Here is a 23946-nt window from a genome sequence, read left to right on the forward strand (position 1 = left end):
AATTCTCCTTATTGGACCAAAAACCCCGGCCAGTTGCCTGGCCGGGGTCATCGGAAAACTACTTGACGACGATCGCCAGCACGTCGCGGGCGGAGAGTACGAGGTACTCCTGGCCGCTGTGCTTGACTTCGGTTCCGCCGTACTTGGAGTAGATAACGACGTCGCCCTCGGCTACATCGACCGGGACGCGGTTTCCGTTGTCATCAACGCGGCCGGGGCCTACTGCGACAACTTCACCTTCCTGCGGCTTTTCCTTGGCGGTGTCCGGGATGACCAGGCCTGAAGCCGTGGTCTGCTCTGCTTCGAGCGGGCGGACAACAATACGATCCTCAAGAGGCTTAATAGAGACCGACACTCGGCTCTCTCCTTTGCATGAGCTACGAATAGGTTCTTTGGCCAAGGACTTTTCTGCCGTCGTCGCGGTGCCGGCAGGAGGTTCCTTGAATAATTAGCACCCGCACGGGGAGAGTGCTAATAAGACTCTATGTGCCGGATTAGCACTCGGTCAAGGTGAGTGCCAAAAGCGTCGCAACGCCCCCCTTGCGCGAGCCCCCACATCGGCTCGTATGACCGGCCCGGCTACCGGTTCCAGCGCCAGCCAGAGTGCATCCGGATGCGCCGTCCGCCGTCGTTGTTTGGTGCTGTTGTTGCTTAAGGACATTTTTCTGCAGGGAAGTTGCCTAAGGCTAACCTAACCCGATACGGTTCGAAGGCGCGCAAGAATTAGCCAATGATTTTGTGATCTATTGCGGCGGGTACCGGGAGGTGCCCGAGCACCCGATTTTCCTGGAGCCATTTATGAATAAGTCAGTGAAGTCCCGCCTCCTGGCAGTCTCGGCCGTTGCCTCGCTGCTGGCGCTGAGCGCCTGCGGCCAGGACGCCGGGGCAGCCGATGCCAATGCCAACGCGGAGACCATTACCGTTGAGCACGCACAGGGTTCCACCGAGGTTCCAGCCAACCCCGAGACCGTCTACAGCTTTGATCTTGGCGCGCTGGACAGCCTGGATTCTCTCGGCGTTGAGGTTGACGGTGCTCCGACGGCGCAGTACCCGGAGTCGCTGGCCAAGTACGGCGAGGATTCGGTCACCAAGATCGGCTCCATGAAGGAACCGGATTTCGAAGCGATCAGCGAAGGCGCTCCGGATCTGATCATCATTTCGGGGCGCACTGCCGGTGCCTACGAGGAACTGAGCAAGATCGCCCCGACCATCGACCTCAGCGTTGATGCCGCCGCACCGGTCGAGAGCTTCAAGGAAGTTTCCACCACGCTCGGCGAGATCTTCGGCAAGGAAGCCGAGGTCGAGGAGCAGCTGGCCGCGATCGATACCAAGATCGAGGAGACCAAGGCGGCCGCTGCCGACGCCGGTACCGGCCTGGTGCTGATGACCAGCGGCGGGGAACTCACCGCCTACGGCGCCGGTTCGCGCTTCGGTATCGTCCACGATGTCCTGGGCGTGCAGACCGCGGCCGACGTCAAGTCCGAGGGCTCGCACGGCGAGGCCGTCTCCTTCGAATTCATTGCCGAGAAGAACCCGGCCCATCTCTTCGTGATCGATCGCGATGCGGCCATCGGCGAGACTGCGGGCAAGGCCGCCGCAGCAGTCCTGGACAACGAACTGGTCGACGGCACCGATGCCGCCAAGAACGACAACATCACCTACCTGGATTCCGCTTCCTGGTACCTGGTGGGCTACGGCCTGAACAACGTCGACTCCATGGTCGGCGCAGTACAGGCAGCACTGGTCAAGTAGTCAATGCCGCTGCGGGCCGGTGCATCCGGCCCGCAGCGGAAGAGACCTACCATGGCTTCCTCGACGATGACCCGCTCCACCCCGGCAATCTCCGGCCGGGTAGCTCTGGCACGCCCGCGCGGTTCCGGCGGCCAGCTGGCGGTGGCCGGTGCCGCCGTTATCGCGCTCGCGATTGCCAGCATGTTTGTTGGGGTCAGCGACGTTTCACTGCCCGCACTGCTCGCGGGCGACCAGACAGCGTGGGATATTTTCTGGATCAGCCGGGTGCCGCGGACCATCTCCGTCATCCTGGCCGGCATGGCCATGAGCGTTGCAGGCCTGATCATGCAGCTCATGGCGCGCAACAAGTTCGTCGAGCCCTCCACCGTGGGGACGGTGGAATCCGCGTCGCTGGGCATCCTGGTGGTCACGGTGGCCGTCCCCGGCGCCTCCCTGCTGGCAAAGATGTCCACGGCCACCGTATTCGCGGCCGCCGGCACCGCGCTCTTCCTGCTGGTGCTGCGCCGGATACCGCTGCGCAACACGCTGCTGGTTCCCTTGGTGGGCATCATGCTGGGCGGCGTGGTTGCCGCCGTCACCACATTCTTTGCCTACCGCTATGACCTGCTGCAGACGCTTAACAGCTGGATGATCGGCGACTTCTCCGGTGTGCTGCGCGGCCGCTACGAACTGCTCTGGATCGTCGCCGTGCTGACCCTGGTCGGCTACCTCTGCGCGGACCGCTTCACCATGGCCGGCATGGGCCAGGAGTTCTCCACCAACCTCGGGCTGAATTACAACCGGGTAATGACCCTCGGCCTGATCATTGTCTCGCTGATCAGCGCCGTCGTCGTCGTCAATATTGGGTCCATTCCGTTCCTCGGGCTGATCGTGCCGAACCTGGTGTCCATCATTTTTGGCGACAATGTCCGCCGGGCCGTGCCCTGGGTGGCCGTTTTCGGCGCGGGGTTTGTCCTGGTCTGCGACATCATCGGCCGGACCATCCGCTTCCCGTACGAAATTCCCGTCGGCGTCATTGTCTCGGCCATCGGCAGCGCGATGTTCCTTTATCTGCTCCTTCGAAAGCGTGAAAGCCGTGGTTAGCACCGGCCTCCCCACGGCACTGACCCAGCATCAGCGCCGGCCCATCAAGGGCGTCCCCCCGAAGACCTGGATCATTGTCCTCGCAGTGCTGGCCGCGGCCCTGGTGGCGGTCTTCATGCTGATCGACCTACGCGGCAACATCGGTTACATCCTGCCCCGCCGCGCCATCAAGGTGGGCTCGATGATCCTGGTGGCCTACGCCGTCGGGGTCTCCACCGTGCTGTTCCAGACCGTCACCTCCAACCGGATCCTGACGCCGTCGATCATGGGTTTTGACGCCCTCTACATGCTGATCCAGACCGGGCTGACGTTCGCCATCGGCGGCCAGGCGCTGCTGACCATGGGCGCCCCGGCCCGCTTTGTCATCGAAGTGGCCCTCATGGTGGCGTTCTCCTTCCTGCTTTACCGCTGGCTGTTCACCGGCGGGGGCAAGAGCCTGCACCTGATGCTGCTGGTGGGCATCGTATTCGGCACGATGTTCCGCGGCATCTCCTCCCTGCTGCAGCGGCTGATTGATCCGAGCGAGTTCATCATCCTGCAGGACCTCTTCTTCGCCAGCTTCAACAACGTGGACGGGCTGCTGCTGCTCGTTTCCGCGCTGGCCGTCGCCGCCGTCAGCGTGCTGGCCTGGCGCATGCGCCACCAGCTGGACGTGCTCTCGCTGGGCCGCGAAACCGCGATGAACCTCGGCGTGGACCACAAACGTTCGGTCATCTCCGTTCTGATCATCTGCTCGGTGCTGGTGGCCGTATCCACGGCATTGGTCGGCCCGATCACGTTCTTCGGGCTGCTGGTGGCCAGCCTGGCCTACCAGCTGTGCTCGCACTTCCGGCACACCTCAGTGCTGGCCATCGCCGTCCTGCTCGGCATCATCGCGCTGGTGGGCGGCCAGCTGGTGCTGGAGCAGGTCTTCGCCTTCGACACGGCGCTGAGCATCGTCATTGAATTTGTGGGCGGCATCGTCTTCATCGCCCTGCTGCTGAAAGGCAAAGTCAAATGATCCACGTCTCCGGCGTCTCCAAACGCTACGGCACCCAGACCGTCGTCGACGACGTCAGCTGCTACATCAAGGACGGCGGCATCACCTCGATCATCGGTCCCAACGGCGCCGGCAAGTCCACGCTGCTGTCCATGATGAGCCGGCTGCTGGATATGGACGCCGGCTCCGTCACCATCGATGGCCTCGACGTGAACGACACCCCCGGCCGGGAACTGGCCCGGAAAATGGCCATCCTGCGTCAGGACAACCAGCTCACGGTCCGGCTGACGGTGCGCGACCTGGTGGGTTTCGGGCGGTTCCCGCACCACGGCGGGCGGCCCCGCATCGAAGACAAGGCGTACATCGACCAGGCGCTGGATTACCTGGACCTGGGCGCCCTGGCGGATAAGTTCGTGGACGAGCTCTCCGGCGGCCAGCGCCAGCGCGCCTTCATCGCCATGGTGCTCGCGCAGGACACGGACTACCTGCTGCTCGATGAACCGCTGAACAACCTCGACATGAAGCACGCTGTGGAGATGATGCGCCTGCTGCGGCGGCTGACGGACGAGCTGGGCAAGACGGTGGTCCTGGTTATCCACGACATCAACTTCGCCTCCTGCTACTCGGACAATATTGTGGCCATGCGCGAGGGGCGGCTGGTGCATCAGGGCGCGCCCGCGCAGATCATGCAGCCGGAGGTGCTGCGCGATGTCTACGAGATCGACATCCGCATCGAGGAGATCGAGGGCAACCGGATCGGCGTCTACTTCGCCTAAGGCACTAAGTGCTAAGGACAGCCGTCCGCCGTCGTTATTTTCAGGCTTTGAGCACTGACAGGACGTTTCCTGCCGGGTCTTTGAACCAGGCGATGTCCGGACCGTTGCCGCGCATGATGCCCTTCGCATCCGTGGGAAGATCCGCACCGCCGTAGATATCCGTCTTCACCCCGGCCTGGTTAAGCTCATCCACTGCGGCTTCCACATCGTCCACAATGAAGTTCAGGACAGTAAATGAGGCCGGCTCGTGATTCTCCTTGGGGTAAATCATCACTGTGGCCCCGCCGGGAATGGTCACATCCAGGGTGCCCATGTCCCCGTCCGCAACGGGTAGGCCGAGGGTCTGACCATAAAAGTTTTTCGCCGCAGCTGTGTCGTTGACGCTGAAACTGCTGACCGCTTGCTTGGCAGTGAACACGATGTTCTCCCTTGGGCATGACGGATTACTGAACACCACCAAGCTTGGCATCGCGGTGGTGCATTTTCCATAGCGCGGGCGGGACGCTTAGGCGCGCTGCGCCCCTCGATCTTCCCCCTGAAGGCTCCTACCATAGGACGAGGAGACGCCGCGGGTCGCCTCCCTTCACACGGAGGTCAGCATGGTCAGGTTGGAATCGGCCACTGCGGATACCGGGATTGCCCGGGCCATAGCTGATTCACATCTGCACGCGATTCCGGCCCAAGTGCTGGAAGAACTGCTGGCCGGCAGTTCGCTGGCAACGGTGAGCGCCGGTTCCGTGATCCATGGTGAAGGCGACGCCACCGTGCACTTCGAGCTCGTGGTTTCCGGGCTGGCCAAGATCTTCGTAACGGCGCCCGATGGGAAAACGGCCACGGTCCGGTACTGCCGAAGCGGGTCCCTTATCGGCGTGGTCTCGTTGTTCAGCGACGAGTTCACCATGCCGGCAACGGTGCTCGCCCTCACCGAAATGAAACTGGTGCAGTTCTCCCCCGCGGTGGTCCGCCAGACGACGGCTCGCGACAGCCGCGTGGCGGTGGCCCTCATCCGTGAGCTCAGCGACAGGGTGCTTCACTTCATCGCGGAAATTCCGGGAGCTGCCTTCACCTCCGTCCGCCAACGGGTGGCACGGCACCTGCTCGATCTTGCAGGCCCCGGCGGGCCCTCCGGCCAGCTGGCCTCTTCCCCGGCCGGCGCCGGAAGCCACGAAGCCGGAAACCCCCAGTTCGTGGTGACGACAAGCCAGCGGGAGCTTGCCGACGCGGTAGGATCCGCCCGGGAAGTTGTCGTGCGGATCCTACGCGAACTCCGTGAAAGCGGGACAGTCCGGACCGAACGGGACCGCATTGTGATTCTCGAGCCGGAGCGGCTCATCGAACTGAGCAAATGGAACCCAGGTTCCTGACATAGGGGCAGAAGAAGCGCACCATCAATCCATGACTACAACATTGGGTCAGGCGCCCATAGCGGATCACACCACCAACAGCACACCACAGCCGCACGCCGCGGAACCAACTACCGGCGACTTCAGCCCGGAGGAAGTGCTGTTGGCCTCTCGCAACCACGCGATGCCGCTGGAGCTGCTGCGCTGGAACCGGACGCCCGCTGGCATGCACTATCTGGTCATGCACTGGGATGTTCCGATGATCGATCCGGTCAGCTGGCGCCTGAAGATCGGCGGAGAGGTCGCCGAGCCATTGGAGTTCTCGCTGGCTGATCTCCGTCTCAGGGAAAGAGTGTCCATGGGCGTCACTCTTGAGTGCGCCGGCAACGGCCGGGCTTTTCTAAAACCGCGCCCCGTGTCCCAGCCTTGGCTCCATGGCGGCGTTAGTACGGCGGAGTGGACGGGTACGCCGCTGACGCCGCTTATGGATGAGGCCGGGCTGCGGCCGGATGCGGTGGAGCTGGTCTTCAGCGGAGCGGACCGGGGATTTCAGGGAGGTGTGGCCCATGCCTATGAACGCAGCCTGCCTGTGCGGACCGCTATCTCAGGTGGTCTCCTGCTGGCCTATGAGATGAACGGCCAGCCGCTCCTGCCGCAGCACGGCTTTCCCGTTCGTCTGATAGTTCCCGGTTGGTACGGCATGACGAGCGTGAAGTGGCTCCACAGCATCGAGGCCATTACCCACGCTTTCGACGGTTTCCAGCAGCGCTTTGCCTACCGCTTGCAGCAGGACGCCGACGATCCAGGCGAACCGGTTACGCGGATACGTGTCCGCTCGCTCATGGCTCCCCCGGGCATTCCCGATTTCGCTTCCCGCCGGCCCATCGTGCCGGCCGGCGAGACCATCCTGGTGGGCCGTGCATGGTCCGGATACGGTCCCATCAAGTCTGTCCACGTGAGTGTCGATGGCCGCTGGCTGCCGGCGCAACTGGACGAGCCGGATGGCAGGCACGCGTGGCAAGGCTGGTCCTGCTCCTGGCAGGCCGAAGAGGGCGATCATGAATTGATTTGCCGTGCCGAGGACTCCGTAGGGAACATCCAGCCACTTGAACCGGAGTGGAACTACCAGGGCATGGGCAACAACGCCGTCCAGCGGTTGCAAGTCACCGTGCTGCCATCGGTTTCGGACGGTACCGTACTCCCCTAGACCCACGGTGCCCTTGATAACCTACGAGCTGCCTCCCGCAGTCCGCCACCATCTCACACGACGGAAAAACCGGGTGGCAGAGAAGCCCTTCCGGTCAGTGCCAGCAGCAGCAGGCTGCCCTCGCCCCGCGCGGCGGCAATTTCCATCGCCACCTCCATCGCGGCCATCTCCACTTCAGAAGACAACGACGCCGGAACGCCGCAGGCGGCCGCCAGATCCAGGCTGTGCACCGCCAGCTCGAAAATCCGTGTGGGCAGATAGTCGCTGAACCGCATTCCGCCGGCAATCGTTTCGATCACGCGGTCCGGGACCACCGGCACCACGTTTTCCAGTTGCTCCAGCAGCCGGTCCACGGTCTCAAGCGGCGCCGGCCCTAACTCCTCCCCCGCAGCCACCGCCCTGGCGGTAATGTCCGGCGACGACGTGAAGTTCAGCCCCGAATAGTACGCGGCGGTGGATCCGACGTCGATATTTTGGGCCGGCCGCTCCAGATACGTCAGGACGGTAATCAGCGCGCGGCTGGTATGTCCGGCCAGCGTCCGCACGTTCCAGTCCCCCAGCCCCGGCTCGTCCCAGGCACTGTCCGGGATCAGGGCCATCACCTCGCGGAAGTGCCGTGCCGCCGCCAGGTACGTTGCCGCTCCGGGGATCATGAGCCCATGATGCCACGCGATGCGCCGGAACTACCCGTGTCGGGCTGACGGCACGCGCTGGTCTAGGCTTGAAAGCATGGCATCCGAGACCTCCGCCGAGAATATTGCTCCCATCCTCACGCCGGAAGGCTGGGAGTTGCTGAACTCCCTGGAGCCTTATTCGGAAGCCGACAGCCTCAAGACCAGCACGGACCTGCGCAAGGCCGGCCACTCCCCCGAACTGGTCGCGGCCGCGCTCACCCAATCCAAACTGCGGGCCAAGGCCACTGCCAAATTTGGACCGTTCGCCGAGCAGATGCTGTTCACCAAGGCGGGCCTGGAACAGGCGACCCGGCTCAACATCGCGGCGCTGCATGCCCAACGGTTCGTCCAGGCCGGTGTGGAGCACGTTGCGGACCTCGGCTGCGGGATCGGCGCTGATGCGCTGGCCTTGGCCACACTGGAACGCAAGGTCACCGCCGTCGAACGTGATGAGACCACGGCCGCGGTGGCCACTATCAACCTCATGCCCTGGGCCAACGCCACCGTTGTTAACGCCGATGCGGAGCAGGTGGACCTGACCGGCGTCGACGGCGTCTGGCTGGATCCGGCCAGAAGAACGACGACGACGTCCGGCACCACCCGCTTGTTCGATCCCGAAGCTTTCTCGCCGCCGCTGTCCTTTGTCGAAAAACTGGCGGACAAGGGACTTCCGGTCGGCGTCAAAATGGGCCCGGGCATTCCGCATGACGCATTGCCGGCAGACTGCGAGGCCCAGTGGGTTTCGGTGGACGGCGACGTGACCGAGGCGACCTTGTGGTTCAACAGCCTGGCCCGGCCCGGTGTCCGTCGGGCGGCCCTGGTCATCTCGAACGGCGGTTCGGCGGAGCTCACCAGCGACGTCGGCTACGTGCCCTCGGAGCAGGATGTTTCCGTTGGACCGGCCGAGGGCTACCTGTATGAACCGGACGGCGCGGTGATCCGTGCCGGGCTGGTGGCCGACGTCGCGCGGCAGCTCGGCGGGCATCTGCTCGATGAGCACATCGCCTACATCTGCGCGCCGGACCTGCTGGAAACTCCGTTTGCCCGTGCGTACAAGGTGCTGGAAGTCCGCCCCTACAACGTCAAGAAGCTCAAAGCATGGGTGAAGGCCAGCAGGATCGGGACGCTGGAGATCAAGAAGCGCGGCACCTCGGTCACGCCGGAGGAACTGCGCAAGACCCTGCTCACCGGTTCTGGCAAGGGGCCGAACAAGGCCACCCTGGTGCTGACCCGCATGGGCGAGGAGCGGGTGGCCATTGTCGTCGAGCCCATCCCGGCAGCCGGACACCGCAGCCGAAGCCGCAGCGCCCGGCCGTAACACCGAGATTCGCCTCTGCCGGACGCCTGCCTCTGCCGGTGTTACCCGCAGCCGGCGCCGGTTTCGTGTTCGCCGACGTCCACCGGAAGGGTGCCGGGTGCGCTGGCCTCGCCGGTCAGGTAGTCCAGGAGCGCCTCGAACGCTGCCGGGGTGTCTCCATAGAGCGCGGCCTTCACCTCGGCTGAGGACAACTCCAGCCCCCAGGGCGCGTCCAGCGAAACAACAATGTCTCCGGTTCCGCTCTCGAGCCCGGCCAGCAGGGTGACCGTGGGCCCCGAGCCCACCGTCAGCCCGCGCGCCTCGGCGGCCTCCGCCAGCCGCTGGTTGGCCGCCGGGTCTGCGCCCTGGATAGTCAGCGAGCCGTCCAGCTGATCCTCGCGCGCACACTGTCCGGTCAGAACGGTCAGCGCGGCGGCCGAGGCTTCCTGCGAGTCTTCGGCGTGGGTTCCGATCTCCGCGAGCGACGGCGTCTGCGCGATGGACTTCTGCCACAGCTGCATGGTGACCACCCGGGTAGCGGCTTCGTCCAGCCGTTCCTCCGCCAGCGTGCCGTCCTCCACCGCGGCAAGAATCGCGGCATGTGCGGCATAAGGATCCGCGGGCATCAGCAGCAGGTCGGCGCCGGCGGCGAGCGCCATCGGCGCAGCCTGGCCGCCCGGGTACTGGTTCTCCACCGCACCCATGTTCAGTGCATCCGTGATGATGACGCCTTCAAACCCCAGGTCCCGCAGCGCCTGGTAGCTCGGTGCCGACAGCGACGACGGAACACCGGGTTCCAGCGCGGGGACGGCAATGTGGCCCATCATTATCACCGGTGCCCCGGCGTCGATCGCCGCTTTGAACGGCTTCCAGTCCCGTGCCTGCAGTTCCGCCACGGAGGCGTCCTGCACCGGCAGGGCCAGGTGCGAATCGGTGGTCACGGAGCCATGGCCCGGGAAGTGTTTCACGCTGGGCATGACCCCGGCCTTCTCAAAGCCCTCCAGCAGCGCCGGGGCCTGCGCCGAGGCCCGCTCCGGGTCGCTGCCCAGAGACCGGGCACCGATGGTCGGATCCGCCGGGCCGATCGTCAGATCCAGCCCCGGCGCGTGGTCCATCGTGAAGCCGAGCGCCGCCAGTTCGGTGGCCATTGCCGCCATGGAGTCCCGCGAGACAGCCTCATCCGCCGCGGCACCGTAGGTCATCGGTGTGGGCCACTCGGTCAGCGGCGCGCCCAGCCGGGCCACCATGCCGCCTTCCTGGTCCACCGAGATGATTCCGGGCCAGTCCCGCGCGTTGAACATCGCGTCCTGCAGCGCCTTGTTGATCTGCGCCATCGCCGCCACGTCCACCGTGCCATCCGCAGTCAGCGGGACGTTGTCGCCCATAATGATGCTGCCGCCCAGATGCAGTTCCTCAATCGCGGCCAACTGCGGTGCGGGATCGGTTCCGGAGTAGAAGGACACCATGACCTGCCCGGCCTTTTCCTCGAGGCTCATCGCCTCGACGGCGGCAGCGGCGTCGTCGTAATGATCCTGGTTGGGCCCCCAGGAAAGCGCGGTCGGCTCGGTGGGCGCGGCAACGGACGACGGCGGCGCGGAACTGCCGCCTTCGGGCGCGGGGGCGGTACAGGAGGAAATGAGGAGTGCGGACGTGGCCGCCAACACACCCAGCGCCAGGCGCCGGGAACCGAACTTTTTCACGTCTTTGACGGTACCACTGCCGTAGAATCTGACTTGGGTTCTCCGCCGCAAGCCGCGTGACGGGAGCACAGCCGGAGCGCACTCGGAGCGCCCCGGCAAGCCGCGCAGCAGATCAGGAGTCAGCTTGAATATCGAGTTCGCATCATCCGCCCAGTCCACCCTCGGTGTCGAGTGGGAACTGGCGCTGGTGGACGGCCGGAGCGGCGAACTGGTGTCCGCGGCCTCCGAGGTGCTGCGCAACGTCGCCGCCAACCACCCCGAGCTGAAGGACGACGACGAGCACCCCCACATCAAGCAGGAGCTGCTGCTGAACACGGTGGAACTGGTCACTGGTATCTGCACGTCCGTGGAGCAGGCCAAGGGCGAACTTAGCGATGCCCTGACCGCCGTGCGCGATGTGACGGATCCGATGGGCGTGGAGCTCTTCTGCGCCGGCAGCCACCCCTTCGCGGCGCCGCGCTCGCAGCCGGTCACGGACAAGGAGCGTTACGCCAAGCTGATCGACCGGACCCAGTGGTGGGGCCAGCAGATGGTGATCTACGGCGTGCATGTCCACGTGGGCCTGGACCACCGGGACAAGGCCCTGCCCGTGCTGGACGGCCTGGTCAACTACTTCCCGCACTTCCAGGCACTGTCCGCTTCCTCCCCCTTCTGGGGCGGCGAGGATACCGGTTACGCCTCGCAGCGGGCACTGATGTTCCAGCAGCTGCCTACCGCCGGCCTGCCGTTCCAGTTCCCCGCCTGGGCGAACTACGAAGACTATGTGCAGGACATGTTCAACACCGGGGTGATCGATACGCTCAGCGAGATCCGCTGGGACGTCCGCCCGGTCGCCGCGCTGGGCACCATCGAGATGCGCATATGCGACGGTATGTCCTCGCTGCAGGATGTCGGCGCCATCGCCGCGCTGACGCAGTGCCTGGTGGACGAGTTCTCGACCGTCCTCGACGACGGCTGGGCCATCCCCACCATGCCGCCGTGGCATGTGCAGGAAAACAAGTGGCGCGCGGCCAGGTACGGCATGGAAGCGATTGTCATCCTGGACGGCGCCGGCAAGGAAAAGCTGGTCACCGAGCACCTGCGCGAGGATGTGCTCAACCGGCTGGAACCGGTGGCGAAGAAGCTCGGCTGCAGCGACGAACTGGCGGACGTGGAGAAGATCATCGAGCGCGGCGCCGGCTACCAGCGCCAGCGCCGGATTGCAGCAGAGAACGACGGCGACCTGCGCGCCGTCGTGCTCGATGTTGTCCGGCAGCTGCGCGGCGAAGCCTAACTAGCGCCGCCTGCTCAATCGAGGAAGCAGATAACGCCCTTTCCAGACCTGGGAAGGGCGCCGCCTGCTTCCTCGATTGAGGGAGGCGTTGCTAAAGGTGGACGCTGGTGACCGGCATGGAGGAATGCGGGGCGAAGGAGATTCCGGACGGTTCTCCCCCGGCCATGATGATCTGCGAGCCGAGTGCCGCGACCATGGCGCCGTTGTCCGTGCAGAGGTTGATCGGCGGGACCCGCAGCGCGATCCCGTTGGCAGCACAGCGTTCCGCGGTCAGCTCACGGAGCCGTGAATTGGCCGCCACTCCCCCGCCGAGCAGCAGGTTGGTGATGCCGTGCTCGGTGCAGGCCAGCACGGCCTTGGCGGTGATGACGTCCACCACCGCTTCCTGGAAGGACGCGGCGATGTCGGCCACCGGAACGTCCTGCCCGGCCGCCTCGAACTGCTCCACGGCACGGGCCACTGCGGTCTTCAATCCGGAAAAGGACCAGTCGTAGCGGTGCCGCCCGGGCTGCTCGGCCGAGCCCATGTACTTGGGCTGGCTCAAACCGCGCGGGAACCGGATGGCCTTCGGGTTGCCCTCCTTGGCCAGCCTGTCGATCACCGGCCCGCCCGGGTAACCGAGTCCAAGGATCCGGGCCACCTTGTCGTAGGCTTCGCCGGCTGCGTCGTCGATGGTGGAGCCGAGCAGTTCGACGTCGTCGGTAATGGACTTCACCCGAAGGATCTCCGTGTGCCCGCCGGAGACCAGCAGCGCGCCGAGGTTTTCGGGCAGTTCCCCGCCGTCCAGCAGCCCCACGCCGACATGCGCCACCAGGTGGTTGATCGCGTAGAGCGGTTTGCCCGTTGCGACGGCGAGCGCCTTGGCCGCACAGACTCCCACCATCAGTGCGCCCGCCAGGCCCGGGCCGGAGGTCACGGCCAAAGCGTCGACCTCGTCCAGTGTCACACCGGCTTCATCCAACGCCTGGCGCAGCGTGGGGACAAATGCATCCAAATGGGCGCGCGAAGCAATCTCCGGAATCACGCCGCCGAAACGCACGTGCTCCTCCATCGAGGAGGAGACGGTGTTGGTCAGCAGCTTGTCGCCGCGGACTATGCCTACACCGGTTTCGTCGCAGGAGGACTCGATGCCCAGCACCAGCGGTTCGCTGCGGTTCATCGGGTCTCCTCCCTGGTCGTTGTGCTCGTGCTCGTGTCTGTGTCCTCTTCACGCCGTTCGCCGGGCGCTCCGGTCCAGCCAGCGAGTTCCAGCCGCATGATCAGCGCGTCGGCACCGTCGCGGTAGTAGCGGGGGCGGCGATGGATCTGTTCGAAGCCGAACCATTGGTATAGCCGCTGCGCCCTCGGGTTGTCCGCCCGGACCTCGAGTAGCACGTCCTTGGCCTTGCGCCGCGCGGCCTCCTCGATCAGGCGGGTCAGCAGCAGGCTGCCGATCCCTTGCCCTTCCCGCTCCGGCACCACGGCGATGGTCTGCACGTCCGCGATCGGCTCGATGCACATCAGTCCTGCGTAGGCGATCACCGTCCCCACGGCGTCGACGGCGACGTAGTAGCTACGGGTTTCGGGCTGGGACAGCTCATCGAAAAACATCTGGGTGGGCCAGGCGTCCATCGGAAACAAGCTCTGCTCCAGGGCGTCGACCTCGGGAATATCGGCCTCGGTCATCAGCCGGATGCTGCCGCGTTGCACGGCCTTGTCCGCCGCCTTCACAGCGCACGCTTCCGCGGTCCGGGGACCTTCGCATCGGATTCACGCAGGTACAGCGGCGTGGTTTCCAGCAGGGGCAAACCCCGTGTCAGCTTGACGACGGCGGTGCGGCCAAGCGCTTCGGCCGTCGGCTGGGTGCCGCTGAAGTCCGCGACGGCGTGCAGCTGGTCCGGATAGATGCCCGCGCCCTTGCCGTAGGCCGGCAGCTCCGGCACGTCCGCCGGCGCAGCAACGTGCGGACCGTCCAGTAGTTCGGGGGTGCCGCCGGTACTGCGGTACCGCGCCCAATAGACTTCCTTGCGGCGCGCGTCCGTGGCCACGATGAACTCGTCGATCCCCAGCCGCCAGGCATCCAGTGCTGCCTCTACGGCGATGGCGTCCAGACTCATCACCCCGTGCAGGGGCTTGTTCCAGGCGAACGCCAGCGAACGTGCGGTAGCGATGCCGGAGCGAAGGCCGGTGAACGGCCCGGGACCCACGCCGACGACCAAGGCGTCGATATCGGCGGCGGTGACGTCCGCCGTCGTAAGTATTTCCTGGATGCCGGGGGCCAGCACTTCGGCGTGGGTCCGGGTGTCCTCGGTGGCAAAGGCCTGCAGGGTCTCTCCGTCTCCGGTGATGAGAGCCGCGCTGGCAATGGCGGAGGTATCGATGGAGAGAATGAGCACCAGACCATTTTACGTGGTTTAGCCGTCGCCCTGATGCCGTGCGTACAACTCTTCGTTCCGTTCGGTTGCCCGGACCCATTCCGGGCGCATAAAGCGCGGAAGCCACGCATGGCTCAGCAGCCAAATCAGCATTCCGGCAAGGACGGGAACGACCAGCGCGGCCACGGCTGCCTTCGGTGCACCGGCTTCAGCTGTCCAGACGGCCGCGGGCGCGAGCAGGAAACTTATTCCACCGTAGAGCAGGCCAAGCCCGGGGTAGCTGCGCACGCCGGGGATCAGGCCGGCATAAGCCAGCCACCGGCGCCACCGGCCGGAGTAGGCTCGCCACCCAGCAATGGCCATCGCTGCGCCTGCCGCGATGCCCGCCAATCCCACAGAGACATCCACGCGCTCCTGATCCCTTCATCGACTTTTTCACCGACTGCAATCCCCGTCAGGCGACCTTGTACACACCAAGTGAACGCCGGCCCGATTCCGCTCCTAGAAAGGATTGACGCAGGCCCAGCGCGGACCGTACGCGGTGATGCGGATCTGCCGGTCTTCAGCGTCGTCCGGTTCATCAAAATCAAGTACGACGGCGGGGCTGCCGCCGGCCTCCGCGGCAGTCTCGGCTCCGCTGCCGCAGGCTTCCACGGCGGCTTCAACTCCGCCTGCGGCCAGATCAGCTCCGGTGTCACGGACCAGTGTGATGTCCAGCCGGCTTTCTGCCAGGTGCTCCACCCGGTCGCGGCCCCATTCGACCACGGTCACGGCGCTGTCCATCGTGTTTTCCAGGTCAATGTCGTCAATCTCGCCGGCCGACTCCAGCCGGTAGGCGTCCACGTGCACCAGATCCGGTCCGTCTCCCAGGCTGGGGTGGACCCGCACCAGCACAAAGGTGGGCGAGATGATGCCGGGGCGCACGCCCAGGCCTTCGCCCAGCCCCTGGGTAAAGGTGGTTTTGCCTGCGCCGAGTTCCCCGGTCAGGACGATGAGATCACCCGACTGCAGCTGTGCACCGATCCGGGCAGCCAGGGCCTGGGTTTCTTCCGCACTGGCTACCGAATACTCCGCTTCCCACATCGGCGTCAGTTCCTCGGGGTCAGTCACTCGCGGTCTCCCGCGCCGTTGCCGCCCTCCGCGGCGGTGGCCCCGCCGTCGTAATTCCCTAAGTTGTGGCTCGCGCCGTCGTAATTCTCGGTGAAGTCCACGGAAGGCTCCATGCCGGCAGCCGCACCGGTCTCGAGGTCCTGACCGATGTAGACGCGGGGCACCCGCGGGCTGACCCTTGTGACGATCTCGTAGTTGATGGTGCCGGCCGCCGCGGCCCAGTCCTCTGCCCCCGGCACATCCTCGCCGGGTCCGAACAGAATGACTTCCGCGCCGACAAGGTCTTCGGCCTCGGAGGTGCGCAGGTCCACCACGAACTGGTCCATGGCAACCCGGCCCACCACGTCATAGCGCTTGCCGCCGATGGCAACCTGGGCTCCGTTGGCGCTGCGGGGAATGCCGTCGCCGTAGCCCATCGGCACCAGGACCAGGGTTGTCGGTTCCTCGGTGTGGTAGCGCAGGCCGTAGGAAACTCCCTGGTGCTCGGGAACGAGTTTGCAGTTGGCCACCCGCGCGCGCAGGGTCATCGCCGGTCTGAGTTTGAGGTCCTCCGGCACCTGCCCCTCGAAAGGTGAAAGACCGTACAAGCCAAGGCCAACGCGAACCAGGTCGAAGTGCGCATCCGGACGGGTCAGGGTCCCGGGGGTGTTGGCCAGGTGGCGCACCTCAAGGTCCAGGCCGGCGTTCTCGGCCACGGCCACCGCCTCGCGGAACCGGTCAATCTGCTCATCCGTTTCCGGCCGGTGCGGTTCGTCGGCGACGGCCAGGTGGGAGAAGACGCCGACCACGCGCAGCAGCCCTTCCTCCTGGAACTCCACGGCCCGGCTGACCAGCGGTTCCCATTGGGCAGGCGCGCAGCCGTTGCGGCCCAGGCCGGTATCGATCTTGAGCTGCACGCGTGCCGGCCGTTCCTGCCGCTTGGCCGCCGCCGCAACGTATTCCAGTTCCCAGCCGGAAATGCCCAGATCCACGTTGTCGTTGATGGCGGCGTCGAAATCGCTGTCGGGAGTGTGCAGCCAGGCCAGGATCGGCGCGTCGAAGCCGGCCGACCTCAGTTTGAGCGCCTCGGAAATGTGCGCGGTGCCAAGCCAGCTTGCCCCGGCTTCCAACGCCGCGCGGGCAACCTCGACGGCGCCGTGCCCGTAGCCGTCCGCCTTCACTACGGCCATCACCCGCGCTGGCGCGGCGATCTCGAGGAAGTGCCGGACGTTGGCCCGGATGGCGTCCAGGTCAATCACTGCCTGGCGGTCATAACTCATACCTGCTGGAGAACTCACCCGTTCATTCTTTCATCAGCAGCCCGGAATCCGGCTCACGCCCGCTATCAGGCCGCCCTCAAGCCGCCATCAAGCCAGTCTCAAACGTCCGAATGCCGTGCCACGGTGGCGGTGGCCCGGCGGACGGCCAGCGGCGGAATCTCGGGGATGATCTTCTCCAGGAAGGCATACCGGCGCAGCCACTGCCCGCGAACTCCCTCGCGCGCATCGTTCACCCGTTGCCACCAGTCCGCTATATCGCCCCAGCCCGGCGCCGCCAGCGATCCGCCGAATTGCTGGACGGACAGAGCGGCACACAGGTTGGCGAACGCGAGGCGGTCGGCAAGCTTCCAACCGGCCAGCGTGCCCATCAGGAAGGCCGCGCTGAAACAGTCTCCGGCGCCGGTCGAATCGTAGGCCTTCACCGGCAGCGCCGGCACCCAGTCCTCTTCGCCCGTGATCGAATCGATGGCGATGGCCCCGCGCGAGCCCAGGGTCACCACGGCCACCGGCACCCGGTCCGCGAGCGCATACAGTGCCGCCCATGGATCGTCGGTGCCCGTGTAGCGCATCGCCTCCGCGTCGTTCGGCAGGAACGCGTGGAACCGTTCGAGATTGGCCAGCGTGGACTCGGACCACTGTCCGGTGGGGTCCCAGCCGACATCGCCGAAGAGTTTTGTCCCGTTGGCAGCAGCCGCCAGTGCCCACGGTTCCAGTTCCGGCGCCAGCGACGTGATGGCAGCCCTGCACCGCGGTGGGTTGCCGACCAGTTCGGATGCGCTGAGCGGGGCAGCGTGCCCATGCGTAACAAACGACCTGTCCCTGCTGGTGGAGAGGGAGACCGTGACCGGTGAATGCCATCCGGGGAAGTTCCGCGACAAGGACAGGTCAACGTATTCCTGCGCGCCGATGGTGTTGCGGTTGAACTCGCCGTACGCGTCATCACCGAACGCCGCCGCCAGTGTGGTGTTCAAGCCCAGCCTGCTGGCGGCAATCGCCTGGTTTGCCACACCGCCGGGACAGGACCCCATTCCCTCGCTCCACAGTTCCTCTCCAGGCTCCGGCAGGGAACTCAGACCGGTGAAGATAATGTCCAGGAAGACCGGACCCGTCAGCAGCAGGTCGAAAACCGGGCTGTCCGGTGTCCGGCTTGCCGCCAAGGGGTCATATCCGTGCGGTTGGTTGAGGATGTTGGTCATACTGGCACAATACAAGCAGGGGGCTGGCTGTCTTTTTGATCCAGCCGGCAAATCGTCAAAGGGGTGCTGTGGTCAAGCTGGTAATTCTGGGCGGCGGAGGATTCCGGGTGCCGTTGGTCTACCGGGCGCTTTCCACCGGACCCTATGCGGGGCTCATAGATGAACTGGTGCTGCAGGATACGGACGGCAGCCGGCTTCAGGCCATCGCACGCGTACTCGGCGATCTTCCCCTGCCCGACGGCGCCCAGCCTCCCCGGTTCACGCTGACCGAAAACCTCCAGGACGCTCTGACCGGAGCGGATGTGGTTTTTTGCGCCATTCGACCCGGCGGCACTGCCGGCCGAACCGTCGACGAACGCGTTGCTGCGCGGCTGAACATTCTCGGTCAGGAAACAACCGGCGCCGGCGGCATCGCCTATGCGCTTCGGTCCATCCCCGCCGTCCTGGAAATCGGCCGGCAAATGCAGGTCCACTGCCCGGACGCGTGGCTCATCAACTTCACCAATCCCGCGGGCATGGTCACCGAGGCACTGCAGAAGATCCTCGGCCGAAAGGTCATTGGTATCTGTGACTCCCCTGTCGCATTGGTCAGGCGCGCGGCACAGGCTGTCGGAGTCCCGCTCAAGGAGGGGCGGTTAACCGGCGTCGATTACGTGGGTCTGAACCACTTGGGCTGGTTGCGTGCCCTGAATTACGACGGCGAGGATCGGCTTCCCAAGTTACTGTCCGATGAGCGGGCGCTGGCTTCCTTCGAAGAGGGCCGGGTGTTCGGCGCGCCGATGCTTCGGGTACTCGGATCCGTTCCCAATGAGTACTTGTTTTACTACTACTTCCGGCGCGAAGCGACGCTGGCCATGGCCGGTGCAGCCAGGACCCGCGGCGAGTCCATCCATGATCAGCAGCAGGAGCTCTATGCCAAGCTGCACTCTTCGCCGACGCCGTTCCAGGACTGGGATGCTGTCCGGCGGTCACGCGAAGAGGGCTATCTGGCAGAAGCAAGGCCCGAAGGCGGGTCGCGGGATGAGTGCGATGTGACCGGCGGCGGTTATGAACGGGTAGCGCTCCAGACCATGCGGGGATTGCTCTCCGGAGAACGGACCGAGCTGATTCTCAACGTCCGCAACGGCTCCACCCTTCCCCAGCTTCCCGAGGACGCCGTCGTTGAGGTGCCCTCGGAAGTGACGGCCGACGGCGCCCGGCCGCTGCCGGTGAGGCAGCCGCTGACCCTTCACCAGGCCGGCCTCATGGCCCAGCTGAAGGCGGTGGAACAGGAGACCATCAAGGCAGCCCATGGAGACCGGGATGCAGCCCTGCGGGCCTTCATGATTCACCCGTTGATCCTGTCGGGCCACGTGGCGAACCGGTTGCTGGAGGCCTACGAACAGGCCCACAGCTACAAGTGGGCATAGCACGACGGCGGCCGGTCGCCTGGCGAATTTGGGTGACCGGCCGCCGTCGTTGTTTATTGCTTTTGCAGCAGGTTCCCCTGGACGGAGGTTGCCCGGCTAGCGCGCGTGGTGGGACTCCTGCAGTTCGTACACCGGGGTCTCCAGACCCTCCATCCGGGCCTTGAGCTGGAGGGCCAGGTAGGTGGAGTAGTGCCGGCTCTGGTGCAGGTTGCCGCCGTGGATCCAGAGGTTCTCCACGTTGGTGGGCTTCCACATGTTGCGCAGTTCGCCCTCCCACGGACCCGGATCCTTCGGGGTGTCGGAGCCGTAACCCCAGCATTTGCCCACCTGGCTGGCCACTTCCGGCGACACCAGGTCCGCCAGCCAACCGTTCATCGAGCCGAAGCCGGTGGCGTAGACGATCAGGTCCGCTTCCAGCTCCGTGCCGTCGTCGAGCACCACGGCGTTGCCGGTGATCTTGTCCACCTGCCCGTTGGCCAGCTTGACCCGGCCGTCGATGATCAGCTGGGAGGCACCTACATCGATGTAGTAGCCCGAGCCGCGCCGCAGGTACTTCACAAACAAGCCGGAACCGTCTTCGCCGAAGTCCAGGTCAAAGCCCGCGGCCTCAAGCTGGGAGTAGAACTCCGCGTCGCGTTCCGCCATCTTCTCGTAGACCGGTTTCTGCGCGTCCGGCAGGATCCGGTACGGCAGCGAGGCGAAAAGCATGTCGGCCTTCTCCGTGGTCACGCCGTTGGCCAGCGCCTTTTCGGAGTACAGGTCGCCCAGGCCCAGATCCATCAGGGACTCGCTGCGGGAGATGTGCGTGGAGGAACGCTGGACCATCGTGACGTCCGCGCCGTGCTCCCACAGGTCGGCGGAGATATCATGCGCCGAGTTGTTGGACCCGATGACCACGGCCTTCTTCCCGGTCCAGTCCCCGCCGCCCGGGTGCTGGGAGGAGTGGTGCTGCTGGCCCAGGAAGGAGTCCGCGCCGTCGAACTTGGGGATGCTCGGGTAGCCGGAAACGCCGAGCGCGAAGACCAACTGCTTCGGCCGCAAGGTGACCGGTTCGCCGTCCCGCACGACGTCCACGATCCACTCGCCGGCGGCCTCATCGAACCGGGCCTTGGTGCACTCGGTGCCGGACCAGTAGTTCAGCTCCATGATCCGGGTGTAGTGCTCCAGCCAGTCGCCGATCTTGTCCTTGGCGGCGAAAACGGGCCAGTCATCCGGGAACTTAATGTACGGGAGGTGGTCGTACCAGACCGGATCGTGCAGGTGCAGGGACTTGTACCGGTTGCGCCAGGAGTCCCCCGGCCGCTGGTTCTTCTCGATAATGATGGTGGGCACGCCGAGCCGCCGCAGCCGCGCCGCCAGCCCGATCCCGCCCTGCCCGCCGCCGACAATGACGGTGTAAGGCTGCTCCTCGTAGCCGAGCCTGGCCTCCTGCTCTTCCTTCAGTTCCAGCCAGGACTTGCGGCCCTTGGAGATGCGATGTGCCACGCCTTTGTCCCGGTTTGGCCCCTTTTTCTCCTCGAACCCCTTGAGCTCCTGCATGGTGGTCAGCAGGGTCCAGCATTTGCCGTTGCGCAGCCGCAGATGCGCCCAGCCCCTCGCGGCACCGGTCTCAAAATTGACCCAGGCCTCGGTGGTCGCCGCATCCCCGGTAGCGTCCTCGGCCAGTTTCCAGCCGGAGGGCTGCACGTCGGCCAGCCTGGCTTCGAGCATCCCCCGGATCGCGGCCTTGCCTTCAAGGGTCTTCAGGTTCCAGGTGAAGGAAACAAAGTCCCGCCAGAAGCACTCGTCGTCGAAGAGCTCCAGCGCGCCGTCGATATTTCCTGCCTGCAGCGCCTCGTCCAGATTGTCCAGCCACGCCTGCGCGACGTCGTTCCGTGATTCCGCCATGTCCACTCCTTTGTGTCAACTGCTCGTATCCGCTGAGTGTCGCAGCAGCTTCGGCGGTACGCGTATGCTGGTGCGAACGTGATCGGCATCACCAGTGTCAGCCCGCGGGGGTTGCAACGGCGTTACATGGCCGCCGGTACCCCGTTCGCTCCGGCTGGCATCGAAGGAAGGAGCCACGGTTGCCTGCAAGCCCGCCCTATCCAAATACGGGTGCTGCCTTGGAACCGGGGCTGCGTTTCACTGCGCCGCACGAGTACGCCCGGCTGCTGCGCACCGCGCACGAGCAGGTCATCGGCGGAGTCCACCGCCCCGAAATTCCGTCCGGATTGGTCGCCTCGTGGCGACGTTCCATGGCCTTGGGAATCGACCCGGAGCAGTACAGCCCCAGGCACCTGCATGATCCGGCCGACGTCGCCGACCTGCGCCGCGGCCACCGTCTCCAGACAACGCTGCCCGCGCTCACAGACCTGCTCGCCGAAGAAGGTTCCGACGGCCGCCATCTGCTCATCATCACCGACGCCCACGGCGAAGTGCTGTGGCGGATCGGCAGTCCGGCGGTGCTGCGCAGGGCGGATTCACTTGAGTTCATCGAGGGCGCGGACTGGTCGGAGGCCGGCATCGGCACCAATGCCATCAGCCAGGCCCTGACCACGGGCGCTCCAGTGCAGCTGTTCTCCGCCGAGCACCTGGTCCGCACCCATCACGAGTGGGCATGCACGGCCGCACCGATCCGGGACCCGCGCACCGGCCACATCCTCGGGGTGCTCGACGTGTCCGGCCCGCTGGACACGCTGACTACGGACAGCCTGCGCATGGTCCGCTGCGGCGTCCGGGTGGCCGAGGAACTGCTGGCAAAGGACGACGGCGGCGCCCGGGCTACCGCGTCCGCCCCACCGGAGCGCCGCAAGGCTTCCCGTGGATCGGCCGCCGCGCGATCGTCCGCGGGTGTGCGGTTGGAACTATTGGGCGACAAGCCCGCCGCCGTGCTGGCCGATGGCTCGCAGGTTCCGCTGACGTTGCGCCGGGCCGAAATCCTGGCACTGCTGGATTCCCGCCGCCAAGGCTGGAGCGCGGACGAACTCGCGTTCGAGCTCTACGGCGACACCGGCACCCCCTCGACGGTCCGGATAGAAATGCACCGCATCCGTGGTGCGCTTGGCGCTGTCGTCGCTTCGTCACCATACCGGCTGAACGGGTTGAAGGAACGGGGATCGGATGCCCGCCAGGTGATGGAACTGCTACGCCAAGACAAGGTACGTGAGGCGCTCGATGCCTATAGTGCGCCATTGCTGCCCCGCTCAAGTCTGCTCTGCGTGGAACTCCTGCGCGAGGAACTGAACCTCGCCGTCGGCGCCGCCGTACGCGCCAGCGGCTCCGCCGAACTGATCAGCCGTTGGCTGGCCACGGACATGGGCTCGGGCGATGCCGGCGCCGTGGATGCTCTGGAACAACTGCTGGGCCCTTCGCACCCACGGTGCTCCGCCTTCCGCGCCCGGATCGATCTACTGGACCGAACCCTACGCAGCTGACCGGCAAGATCGCCAAAGGCTTCGATGAGGAGTCCACGCGGAACAGCAGCTGGCAGATTCTGTCCCGCGCCAATTCCCCGCCGCTGCGACACTCGTCAGAGCTTCAGCGCTGGTCAGAATGGTGGCTCTTTTTCTTCGTCGTCGGGTTCCGGTGGTGGTGGTTTCTTCCGTTTGAGGCGTTTACGGAAGTTTTCGGGCAGCGCGTCGAGGATCCGGTCGGTGAAGGTGGGTGGTCCGGTACCGGTGTCGCCGGGTTTGGTGGTGTAGGTCTGGTTCCCGGGCGTGGTGGTGGTGTACTCGCCGGGCCTGGTCTGGGTGACTTTCCAGCCGGCGAGGGATTTGAGCCGGTGGTCCGAACCGCAGCGCGGGCCGAGGTTGCCGAAATCGGTGCGGCCGCGGCCGCCGTTCGCATGGTAATCGATGGTGTGGTCCAGGTCGCAGTCCTTCGCCGGGACATGACAGCCCGGCGCGGTGCAGGTGGTATCGCGGTGCCGGACGGCGCGGGCCAGATCGGCCGGCGGGCGGTAGACGGTTTTGCCGTAGGAGAGGATGGTCCCGGTCTCGGGGTGGGTCAGGATCCGGTAGAACGACGTGGCGCCCTCGCAGAGTTTGCGCGCGGTGTCGGCGGGGATCGGCCCGTACCCGTCGAGGGTGGCCGGTTCCTCGTCCAGGCCCATCAGCGTGAACACCGGCACGGTGAGCGCGACTTCGGGCCGGATCCCGGCCGCCGGCCCGGCCTCCATCCCCGCATTCAAGAGCAGCTCGATAAACACGTCGGCGCGCAGCTGCCCCAGCGTGCGGGTCTCGGCCTTGGTCTGCAGGCTCCGCGCGGCCTGGGTGAGGCGGTCGTACCCGGCGTACGCTTCCTCGACGGGCAGGTACGCGCCGAGGAACGCCATCCCGTCCTCCGCCGGTTCCAGGTGCACGCTGCGGCACTTTTCCTGCCGTTCGCGGCGCACGGTGATGGTTTCCGGGTTCAGTTTCTCGCGCTGTTTCCGCGCCGCGGAGCGTAGCTCGCCCGGCGTTTTATCCGGCGCCCCGCCCAGCAGGGCTTCTTCGAAGCCGGGTTTCGCGTCGTCGGGCAGGGTGTCGCCCTGCCGGGTGATCACGCCCGCGCG

23 protein-coding genes are annotated in these 23946 nt (G+C 65.7%); 10 read left to right on the forward strand and 13 right to left on the reverse strand.

From position 1 onward, the window contains the following. Nucleotides 1-58: 58 nt before the first annotated feature. Entirely contained in the window at nt 59-355 is a 297-nt protein-coding gene (gene groES / locus B0G38_RS18235; protein ID WP_074701392.1) for a co-chaperone GroES, read from the reverse strand. 443 nt (nt 356-798) lie between these two features. Between groES and B0G38_RS18240 the strand changes: the two genes are divergently transcribed. Genes B0G38_RS18240 through B0G38_RS18255 form a run of 4 tightly spaced genes read left to right on the forward strand, consistent with a single transcriptional unit; the run spans nt 799 to nt 4590 of the window. Then, nucleotides 799-1752, forward strand: a complete 954-nt coding sequence (locus B0G38_RS18240; RefSeq protein WP_264670735.1) for a siderophore ABC transporter substrate-binding protein — start codon at nt 799-801, stop codon at nt 1750-1752. Between the two features lie 51 nt (nt 1753-1803). After that, on the forward strand, nt 1804-2835 hold the full coding sequence (locus B0G38_RS18245; protein WP_264670736.1) for an ABC transporter permease: 1032 nt from the start codon (nt 1804-1806) through the stop codon (nt 2833-2835). Further along, nucleotides 2828-3835, forward strand: coding sequence for an iron chelate uptake ABC transporter family permease subunit (locus B0G38_RS18250; RefSeq protein WP_319801264.1), 1008 nt, complete (start codon nt 2828-2830; stop codon nt 3833-3835). The genes B0G38_RS18245 and B0G38_RS18250 overlap by 8 nt, the downstream gene beginning before the upstream one ends. Continuing rightward, on the forward strand, nt 3832-4590 hold the full coding sequence (locus tag B0G38_RS18255) for an iron ABC transporter ATP-binding protein (RefSeq protein WP_264670737.1): 759 nt from the start codon (nt 3832-3834) through the stop codon (nt 4588-4590). The genes B0G38_RS18250 and B0G38_RS18255 overlap by 4 nt, the downstream gene beginning before the upstream one ends. 40 nt (nt 4591-4630) lie before the next feature. Here the strand turns inward: B0G38_RS18255 and B0G38_RS18260 are convergent, their stop codons facing one another. Then, nucleotides 4631-5008 (reverse strand): VOC family protein, encoded by a 378-nt coding sequence (locus tag B0G38_RS18260; RefSeq protein ID WP_264670738.1) that lies wholly within the window; start codon nt 5006-5008, stop codon nt 4631-4633. Between the two features lie 181 nt (nt 5009-5189). Here B0G38_RS18260 and B0G38_RS18265 point away from each other — a divergent pair, with 181 nt between their 5' ends. Both B0G38_RS18265 and B0G38_RS18270 read left to right on the forward strand, forming a co-directional pair. Further along, nucleotides 5190-5954, forward strand: coding sequence for a Crp/Fnr family transcriptional regulator (locus B0G38_RS18265; RefSeq protein WP_264670739.1), 765 nt, complete (start codon nt 5190-5192; stop codon nt 5952-5954). 31 nt (nt 5955-5985) lie between these two features. Further along, nucleotides 5986-7140: a sulfite oxidase gene (locus B0G38_RS18270; protein ID WP_264670740.1), complete on the forward strand. Its 1155-nt coding sequence runs from the start codon at nt 5986-5988 to the stop codon at nt 7138-7140. Nucleotides 7141-7193: 53 nt separating this feature from the next. On the opposite strand, the gene B0G38_RS18275 is transcribed toward B0G38_RS18270, so the two are convergent. After that, a complete protein-coding gene (locus B0G38_RS18275) occupies nt 7194-7793 on the reverse strand; it encodes a maleylpyruvate isomerase N-terminal domain-containing protein (RefSeq protein WP_264670741.1) in 600 nt (199 codons plus the stop codon). A 76-nt stretch (nt 7794-7869) separates the two neighbouring features. Here B0G38_RS18275 and B0G38_RS18280 point away from each other — a divergent pair, with 76 nt between their 5' ends. Continuing rightward, nucleotides 7870-9132: a class I SAM-dependent methyltransferase gene (locus tag B0G38_RS18280; RefSeq protein ID WP_264670742.1), complete on the forward strand. Its 1263-nt coding sequence runs from the start codon at nt 7870-7872 to the stop codon at nt 9130-9132. 41 nt (nt 9133-9173) lie between these two features. Here the strand turns inward: B0G38_RS18280 and B0G38_RS18285 are convergent, their stop codons facing one another. Then, complete coding sequence (locus B0G38_RS18285; RefSeq protein WP_264670743.1) at nt 9174-10811, reverse strand: glycoside hydrolase family 3 protein; 1638 nt, start codon at nt 10809-10811, stop codon at nt 9174-9176. Between the two features lie 124 nt (nt 10812-10935). Here B0G38_RS18285 and B0G38_RS18290 point away from each other — a divergent pair, with 124 nt between their 5' ends. Then, the gene (locus B0G38_RS18290; protein ID WP_264670744.1) at nt 10936-12084 is read left to right on the forward strand and encodes a glutamate--cysteine ligase; all 1149 of its coding nucleotides are present in this window, start codon (nt 10936-10938) and stop codon (nt 12082-12084) included. A gap of 91 nt (nt 12085-12175) precedes the next feature. On the opposite strand, the gene tsaD is transcribed toward B0G38_RS18290, so the two are convergent. From tsaD to B0G38_RS18325, 7 genes are all read right to left on the reverse strand, one after another. Continuing rightward, the gene (tsaD, locus tag B0G38_RS18295) at nt 12176-13243 is read right to left on the reverse strand and encodes a tRNA (adenosine(37)-N6)-threonylcarbamoyltransferase complex transferase subunit TsaD (RefSeq protein WP_264670745.1); all 1068 of its coding nucleotides are present in this window, start codon (nt 13241-13243) and stop codon (nt 12176-12178) included. After that, nucleotides 13240-13749, reverse strand: coding sequence for a ribosomal protein S18-alanine N-acetyltransferase (rimI, locus tag B0G38_RS18300; protein ID WP_264670758.1), 510 nt, complete (start codon nt 13747-13749; stop codon nt 13240-13242). Before rimI ends, tsaD begins: the two co-directional genes overlap by 4 nt. 41 nt (nt 13750-13790) lie before the next feature. Further along, nucleotides 13791-14459 (reverse strand): tRNA (adenosine(37)-N6)-threonylcarbamoyltransferase complex dimerization subunit type 1 TsaB, encoded by a 669-nt coding sequence (tsaB, locus tag B0G38_RS18305; RefSeq protein ID WP_264670746.1) that lies wholly within the window; start codon nt 14457-14459, stop codon nt 13791-13793. Between the two features lie 18 nt (nt 14460-14477). After that, nucleotides 14478-14846 (reverse strand): hypothetical protein, encoded by a 369-nt coding sequence (locus B0G38_RS18310; protein ID WP_264670747.1) that lies wholly within the window; start codon nt 14844-14846, stop codon nt 14478-14480. A gap of 93 nt (nt 14847-14939) precedes the next feature. Next, nucleotides 14940-15521 (reverse strand): tRNA (adenosine(37)-N6)-threonylcarbamoyltransferase complex ATPase subunit type 1 TsaE, encoded by a 582-nt coding sequence (tsaE, locus tag B0G38_RS18315; RefSeq protein ID WP_264670759.1) that lies wholly within the window; start codon nt 15519-15521, stop codon nt 14940-14942. Nucleotides 15522-15544: 23 nt separating this feature from the next. Beyond that, a complete protein-coding gene (gene alr / locus B0G38_RS18320; protein WP_264670760.1) occupies nt 15545-16807 on the reverse strand; it encodes an alanine racemase in 1263 nt (420 codons plus the stop codon). Between the two features lie 98 nt (nt 16808-16905). Then, nucleotides 16906-18003 carry a carbohydrate kinase family protein gene (locus B0G38_RS18325; protein ID WP_264670748.1) on the reverse strand — a complete coding sequence of 366 codons (1098 nt, stop codon included), beginning with the start codon at nt 18001-18003 and terminating at the stop codon, nt 16906-16908. A 68-nt stretch (nt 18004-18071) separates the two neighbouring features. Here B0G38_RS18325 and B0G38_RS18330 point away from each other — a divergent pair, with 68 nt between their 5' ends. Beyond that, on the forward strand, nt 18072-19412 hold the full coding sequence (locus B0G38_RS18330) for a 6-phospho-beta-glucosidase (protein ID WP_264670749.1): 1341 nt from the start codon (nt 18072-18074) through the stop codon (nt 19410-19412). 96 nt (nt 19413-19508) lie between these two features. Here B0G38_RS18330 and B0G38_RS18335 read toward each other — a convergent pair whose 3' ends face one another. Then, nucleotides 19509-21299, reverse strand: coding sequence for an NAD(P)/FAD-dependent oxidoreductase (locus tag B0G38_RS18335; protein WP_264670750.1), 1791 nt, complete (start codon nt 21297-21299; stop codon nt 19509-19511). A 179-nt stretch (nt 21300-21478) separates the two neighbouring features. Here B0G38_RS18335 and B0G38_RS18340 point away from each other — a divergent pair, with 179 nt between their 5' ends. Continuing rightward, nucleotides 21479-22828 (forward strand): GAF domain-containing protein, encoded by a 1350-nt coding sequence (locus B0G38_RS18340; RefSeq protein ID WP_264670751.1) that lies wholly within the window; start codon nt 21479-21481, stop codon nt 22826-22828. Between the two features lie 113 nt (nt 22829-22941). Here B0G38_RS18340 and B0G38_RS18345 read toward each other — a convergent pair. After that, nucleotides 22942-23946 (reverse strand): HNH endonuclease signature motif containing protein (locus tag B0G38_RS18345; protein ID WP_264670752.1); only part of this gene is annotated, 1005 nt, incomplete at its 5' end.

It is taken from the genome of Crystallibacter permensis, from assembly GCF_025960875.1.
Taxonomy (GTDB): domain Bacteria; phylum Actinomycetota; class Actinomycetes; order Actinomycetales; family Micrococcaceae; genus Crystallibacter; species Crystallibacter permensis.

Excerpts from the sequence above, each read along its gene's own strand:
- B0G38_RS18240 (WP_264670735.1), top strand. The coding sequence starts at position 799 with ATGAATAAGTCAGTGAAGTCCCGCCTCCTGGCAGTCTCGGCCGTTGCC.
- B0G38_RS18245 (WP_264670736.1), top strand. The coding sequence starts at position 1,804 with ATGGCTTCCTCGACGATGACCCGCTCCACCCCGGCAATCTCCGGCCGG.
- B0G38_RS18255 (WP_264670737.1), top strand. The coding sequence starts at position 3,832 with ATGATCCACGTCTCCGGCGTCTCCAAACGCTACGGCACCCAGACCGTC.
- B0G38_RS18265 (WP_264670739.1), top strand. The coding sequence starts at position 5,190 with ATGGTCAGGTTGGAATCGGCCACTGCGGATACCGGGATTGCCCGGGCC.
- B0G38_RS18270 (WP_264670740.1), top strand. The coding sequence starts at position 5,986 with ATGACTACAACATTGGGTCAGGCGCCCATAGCGGATCACACCACCAAC.
- B0G38_RS18275 (WP_264670741.1), bottom strand. The coding sequence starts at position 7,793 with ATGATCCCCGGAGCGGCAACGTACCTGGCGGCGGCACGGCACTTCCGC.
- B0G38_RS18280 (WP_264670742.1), top strand. The coding sequence starts at position 7,870 with ATGGCATCCGAGACCTCCGCCGAGAATATTGCTCCCATCCTCACGCCG.
- tsaD (WP_264670745.1), bottom strand. The coding sequence starts at position 13,243 with ATGAACCGCAGCGAACCGCTGGTGCTGGGCATCGAGTCCTCCTGCGAC.
- rimI (WP_264670758.1), bottom strand. The coding sequence starts at position 13,749 with ATGACCGAGGCCGATATTCCCGAGGTCGACGCCCTGGAGCAGAGCTTG.
- tsaE (WP_264670759.1), bottom strand. The coding sequence starts at position 15,521 with ATGTGGGAAGCGGAGTATTCGGTAGCCAGTGCGGAAGAAACCCAGGCC.
- alr (WP_264670760.1), bottom strand. The coding sequence starts at position 16,807 with ATGAGTTATGACCGCCAGGCAGTGATTGACCTGGACGCCATCCGGGCC.
- B0G38_RS18325 (WP_264670748.1), bottom strand. The coding sequence starts at position 18,003 with ATGACCAACATCCTCAACCAACCGCACGGATATGACCCCTTGGCGGCA.
- B0G38_RS18335 (WP_264670750.1), bottom strand. The coding sequence starts at position 21,299 with ATGGCGGAATCACGGAACGACGTCGCGCAGGCGTGGCTGGACAATCTG.